This is a genomic window from Ruminococcus champanellensis 18P13 = JCM 17042 (assembly GCF_000210095.1).
Lineage (GTDB): Bacteria > Bacillota > Clostridia > Oscillospirales > Ruminococcaceae > Ruminococcus_F > Ruminococcus_F champanellensis.
On record NC_021039.1, the window covers coordinates 1,859,370 to 1,863,826 of the forward strand.

10 protein-coding genes are annotated in these 4,457 nt (G+C 47.7%); 8 read left to right on the forward strand and 2 right to left on the reverse strand.

Annotated elements, in window-relative coordinates; genetic code table 11:
- From RUM_RS08355 to RUM_RS08395, 8 genes are all read left to right on the forward strand, one after another.
- Positions 1-742 (forward strand): phosphoadenosine phosphosulfate reductase domain-containing protein (locus RUM_RS08355; protein ID WP_207634948.1); only part of this gene is annotated, 742 nt, incomplete at its 5' end.
- Between the two features lie 22 nt (positions 743-764).
- Entirely contained in the window at positions 765-1,223 is a 459-nt protein-coding gene (locus tag RUM_RS12155) for a YopX family protein (protein ID WP_015558696.1), read from the forward strand.
- The gene (locus RUM_RS08365) at positions 1,216-1,560 is read left to right on the forward strand and encodes a hypothetical protein (RefSeq protein WP_015558697.1); all 345 of its coding nucleotides are present in this window, start codon (positions 1,216-1,218) and stop codon (positions 1,558-1,560) included. The genes RUM_RS12155 and RUM_RS08365 overlap by 8 nt, the downstream gene beginning before the upstream one ends.
- Positions 1,557-1,739, forward strand: coding sequence for a Lar family restriction alleviation protein (locus RUM_RS08370; protein WP_015558698.1), 183 nt, complete (start codon positions 1,557-1,559; stop codon positions 1,737-1,739). The genes RUM_RS08365 and RUM_RS08370 overlap by 4 nt, the downstream gene beginning before the upstream one ends.
- A gap of 315 nt (positions 1,740-2,054) precedes the next feature.
- Positions 2,055-2,345 carry a hypothetical protein gene (locus RUM_RS08380; RefSeq protein WP_041326364.1) on the forward strand — a complete coding sequence of 97 codons (291 nt, stop codon included), beginning with the start codon at positions 2,055-2,057 and terminating at the stop codon, positions 2,343-2,345.
- Complete coding sequence (locus RUM_RS08385; protein WP_015558701.1) at positions 2,335-2,529, forward strand: zinc ribbon domain-containing protein; 195 nt, start codon at positions 2,335-2,337, stop codon at positions 2,527-2,529. The genes RUM_RS08380 and RUM_RS08385 overlap by 11 nt, the downstream gene beginning before the upstream one ends.
- Entirely contained in the window at positions 2,526-2,834 is a 309-nt protein-coding gene (locus tag RUM_RS08390; RefSeq protein WP_015558702.1) for a sigma factor-like helix-turn-helix DNA-binding protein, read from the forward strand. Before RUM_RS08385 ends, RUM_RS08390 begins: the two co-directional genes overlap by 4 nt.
- 185 nt (positions 2,835-3,019) lie before the next feature.
- The gene (locus RUM_RS08395) at positions 3,020-3,262 is read left to right on the forward strand and encodes a hypothetical protein (protein ID WP_015558703.1); all 243 of its coding nucleotides are present in this window, start codon (positions 3,020-3,022) and stop codon (positions 3,260-3,262) included.
- A 253-nt stretch (positions 3,263-3,515) separates the two neighbouring features.
- Here RUM_RS08395 and RUM_RS08405 read toward each other — a convergent pair whose 3' ends face one another.
- Positions 3,516-3,821, reverse strand: coding sequence for a hypothetical protein (locus tag RUM_RS08405; RefSeq protein WP_015558705.1), 306 nt, complete (start codon positions 3,819-3,821; stop codon positions 3,516-3,518).
- Positions 3,818-4,457, reverse strand: a 640-nt coding sequence (locus RUM_RS08410; RefSeq protein ID WP_041326366.1) for a peptidoglycan-binding protein, incomplete at its 5' end; no start/stop codon positions are given. The genes RUM_RS08410 and RUM_RS08405, both read right to left, overlap by 4 nt.

Consider the following 4,457-nt stretch of genomic DNA (forward strand, 5'->3'; position numbering starts at 1 on the left):
GCAAAGAATAAATGATGATGTGTGCCGTGTGTACGCAAAAATGCCACAGTACCGCCGAAGAATTTCAGAAACAGTAGAGAATGTGTCCCAAATGCTGGGACACGTCTCTGCTCCGTATATTGCGTTTTCGTGTGGAAAAGACAGCTCGGTAATGGCAGATTTGATTCTTCAACAGGATTCTACTGTCCCGCTCCGCTTCTTATCATCCGGTGAAACTCGAATACTGCACAATGTTGACACTGTTCTCAATTATTTTCGGGATAAATACGGGGCAAAAATTGAGGAGATAAACATTGACCGTGTGTTCAGTGACGGATGGCAATCAGCTACATTTGATGAGCAGCGAAAAGCCGGGCGTAGAGACATACAAACACTGGATAATTCTGAGTTTGACAGCGTGTTTATGGGGCTGCGGATTGAGGAGAGCAGAGGACGTGCTATATCTCTGAGGTCATGCAAGACGGACGGTCTGCCGCAGTTTATGTATAGGTACAAAAATCGGGATTATTACAGAATGTGCCCTATGGCACGATGGAAAACGGAGGATATAGGCGCATATATCCTGGAGAACGGGTTGCCAGTTCTTGACTGGTATAAATCATTCGGCTACGATTCACGAACAACAGCCCGGCTTACGGGCGATTCTGTGCGACAAAACACGATCATTTGGCTGAAATACAACAATCCGTCAGGCTATGCACGGCTAGTTCAAAGATTCCCGGAATTAGGGATATATTCATAAATCAAATAAGGGGGACTTGAAAATGCGTGAAATTTTGTTCAGGGGCAAGCGAGTTGACAACGGAGAGTGGATAGAGGGCATGCTGTTCAACGGTAAGGAGGACACATTCATCATTCCGCACGGAAATGAATACAGCTACGATGAGCAGGAAGGATTGGCGTTTGATGTATACGGATGCAAGGTCGATCCGGAAACAGTCGGGCAGTACACAGGGTTGACCGACACGAACGGAAAGAAGATTTTTGAGAACGATGTTGTTAAATGCAATGACGAAGTAAGCGATGCGGAATTCACTGCACTTGTCAAATTTGGCAACCCAAACGGAGAATATAACTGGGGGTATCAATTGAATTTTATTGCAGGAGACACAGCAACTTTGGATATTTTGCTTTGGGTTGAAATGGAAGAAACAGGTGCATATATCGAAGTTATAGGCAACATTCACGACAACCCGGAACTGCTGGAGGATTATCATGAATAACGAAGAACTTGAAAGGCGCATTGCTCTGCTTACAGCGGAGAACGAGGAACTGAGACAGAAAGTGTGCGGTGTGGATCAGGAATCGATTTGGCAAATGGAGAATGAGAACGATAAGCTGAAAGAGCTGCTTGCAGCATCTTATGCGGCATTGCATACTGCTGTCAATGTATATCGTGAGGAATGTTGCGGTGATTCTCTTTGTGGTATATGTGCTTATGATTTGCCTGCCGGGGCTGAATATGCTGAATGCCCCGGTTTCTATAAAAACGAGTGTTTCCGCTGGCAGTTTGCTGATGATGTTGAAAAACTAGTCCCGATTAAGGAGGAAAGCGTATGATTGGTGAAATCGAGTTAAAGCCGTGCCCGTTCTGCGGTGGGGAGGTAGTAAAAATTAAAGCTCCATTAGGGACAGAAATGTTTATATGCCATAAATGTGGCATGGACGTGTGCTTTTTTGGCGCAGAACACGAACCCAAAGCGACAGCAGTATATAACAGGAGGAAAGACAATGGCTGAGTATATAAGCAAGCATGAACCAATAGAAGAAATACAGCGGATATACTGTACAGGTTGCAATAGTTACAACGGAGCAATGTGCAGATCGTGCGAGCATCAAGACGATATGTATATCATAGAAGATACGAAAGCCGCAGACGTACAGCCTGTGAAGCATGGGCGGTGGATAACGTGGGACGATTCAGGATTCACAAAATGTTCATGTTGCAATTCTGAATACTATATATCAGATTTGCAAGTGGTCGGAGATAGTGAAGGCTTCGTTGGTTTTTGCCCTAACTGTGGTGCAAGAATGGACGGTGAAGCACAATGTTGATGAATATATGGGTAAAAGACACGGCGAGCGGTCATGTTCATCAGGTGGGAACAGATCCGCATGATAGTCTTGAAATGTTTCACGGTGTTGTGCACTACGTTAATATGCAGTGCATGGAGGGAACACTAGGAGGAGGGTATGAGTTTGTGGAAGCTCCTGACGTTGATGATTATGTAAGCGTTACTCCCGACGAGTTGATGATTAACAGAAAGCTACTGCATAAAGATTTGCAGGCAAAGCTTGAAAAAGCGGACTTTTTGAGGAACAGGAGGATTGACAATGATCGATAAGGTTGATCTTAAAAATTGTCCATTTTGCGGTGGGAAAGCAGAAATGGAAGTTTACACCAAATATAACGGTGACAATGATTATGTTGTAAATTGCACCAAATGTGGCGCAACCGTCCCGATTTGGCATGAAACAGAAAAAGCTGCCGCAAGACAGTGGAACAGGAGGGCTGATGCAAAGACATGACCAAGGAGAAATTGGCTACTTATCGGGGCAACGCTGACTTAATCGCCCAGTTGAACAAACTGATTGATTCGTGTAGCAGTCCGGAAGATGCCCAAAAGTACCGTGCGGAGCGTGAAGCCCTAATCAGCGTTCAGAATTCCGTGGAGGACGCAGTGAGTAAACTTCCACAGTGCGAACGCAGATTGATTCGTTATCATTTTATCCAAGGAATGCCGTTTGCAGAAATCTGCATTGAAATGGCGTACAGTCGGTCACAGGTTTACAACATATACAAACGAGCACTTGTGCTCTTACAAGAACTATAAACAAAAACAGCCGTTTGTCTTGGGCGGCTGTTTTTTTGTTTGAATTGTGCAATACAACTATATCCGACTATATAACTTTATGCAACATTCTGCACAAAAAATATTGACATTTCCAGATTTATGTGGTATACTAAAGATACAATAAAGGACACGGAAAAGTCCAAAAAACCAGAAAGGGAAAGATTATGAAAAAGCTGTTCAAGGTTGAAACAAATGCAAGCACAATGTTTGTAAGCTATGACGAAGAAGAAAAAATCGCAAGAGTTTTAGACAACGAAGAAACAGAAGGCGGCTTGGACATCAGAGAGGTAGAGGATGATTCTTCCTGGGATGTATACGAGGACGTTGAGGACATCGAGGCTTTTGTGGGAATCGACGATACTCCCGACAGTTCAGAAATCGTCGACGAAATCACAATAAACTTTTGAAACCAAGCCGAGCCGGGGAGCAATCCCCGGCAAAACCTAAAGGAGGAAAGCGGAATGTCACAGGCAAAATGTGTGCAGCGGTACATCACCGCACACTATGATCGAATAGAGGTTAGAGTTCCGAAAGGCACACGGGACGCTTACCGAGCCCACGCCGAAAGCAAGGGGATGAGCCTAACGGCGTGGATCAGGCACCTAATGGACACGGAAATGCAGAAAAAGACCCCCAGAGGTTAATCCTCCGGGGGTTCTTCTATTTCTCCGTCATCTTCCCCTCCAGGCTATCCAGCCTGTGGTGCGCCTGCTTGGCGGACGCTTCGACAGCGGTCAGCCTGGAAACGACCTGTACATGCCGCTCATCCTCTTTCTCCTGCTTGCGCTTGATATCGTCCACGCCGGACTTGATGTACCCGATCTCCGTGAGCAGTACCCCATCCTTCTTCCCCTCCGCTTCATCGTCGTTTTTGCTGTTCCTGTGAAATGCGATGTAGCCGAACACGATGGCGCAGACCGTCCCGATGATCCCCAGCACTGTGGTGAATAATTCAAATCCTGTCATGTGGTTGCTCCTTTCAACGCCGCCACTGTTTTCTTGCCTGCCAGTCCGTCCACGGCAAGTCCATGCTCCTGCTGGTAAGCCCGGATGGCAGCGATGGTTTTCACGCCTGCAATGCCGTCGATTTTTCCGCAGTCGTAGCCTGCCGCATCCAGCATGTACTGGAGCCACCGCACACCGTCACCCCGGCTACCGTAGCGGATGGTAGCATCCGGCGCTGTGTAGGGGCAGTCCTGCCGGGACACGCCGCAATAGGCGTAGAAGGACGTGCTGCCGTTGATCTGTTTAATACTGGGATAGCCCTTCACGGATTCATCCCCCCACCATTTTGCGGCGGCAGACCGGCTGTCGATGTGGGTGTAGCTGTGGTTTCCCCCACAGTTCAGCCCGATCCCGTTGATGCCCAGATCCTCTGCGGCACACGCCACATACTTGCTCCCGATGGGCTTTCCATCCTGCCCGTAGCAGCAGATATCCGCAGCCATGCCCATTGTGTGCCGCCCGGCACCGGATCCGCCCACAGCCCTGTCGTGCCTGGTGCATCGGTAGCCGCTGGATACGATGATCTTGGAGCAATTCAAGGCGGCATACAACTGCTCCAGGAAGCCGATCAGCGTGCTGTCAACCCGGATTTTTCCG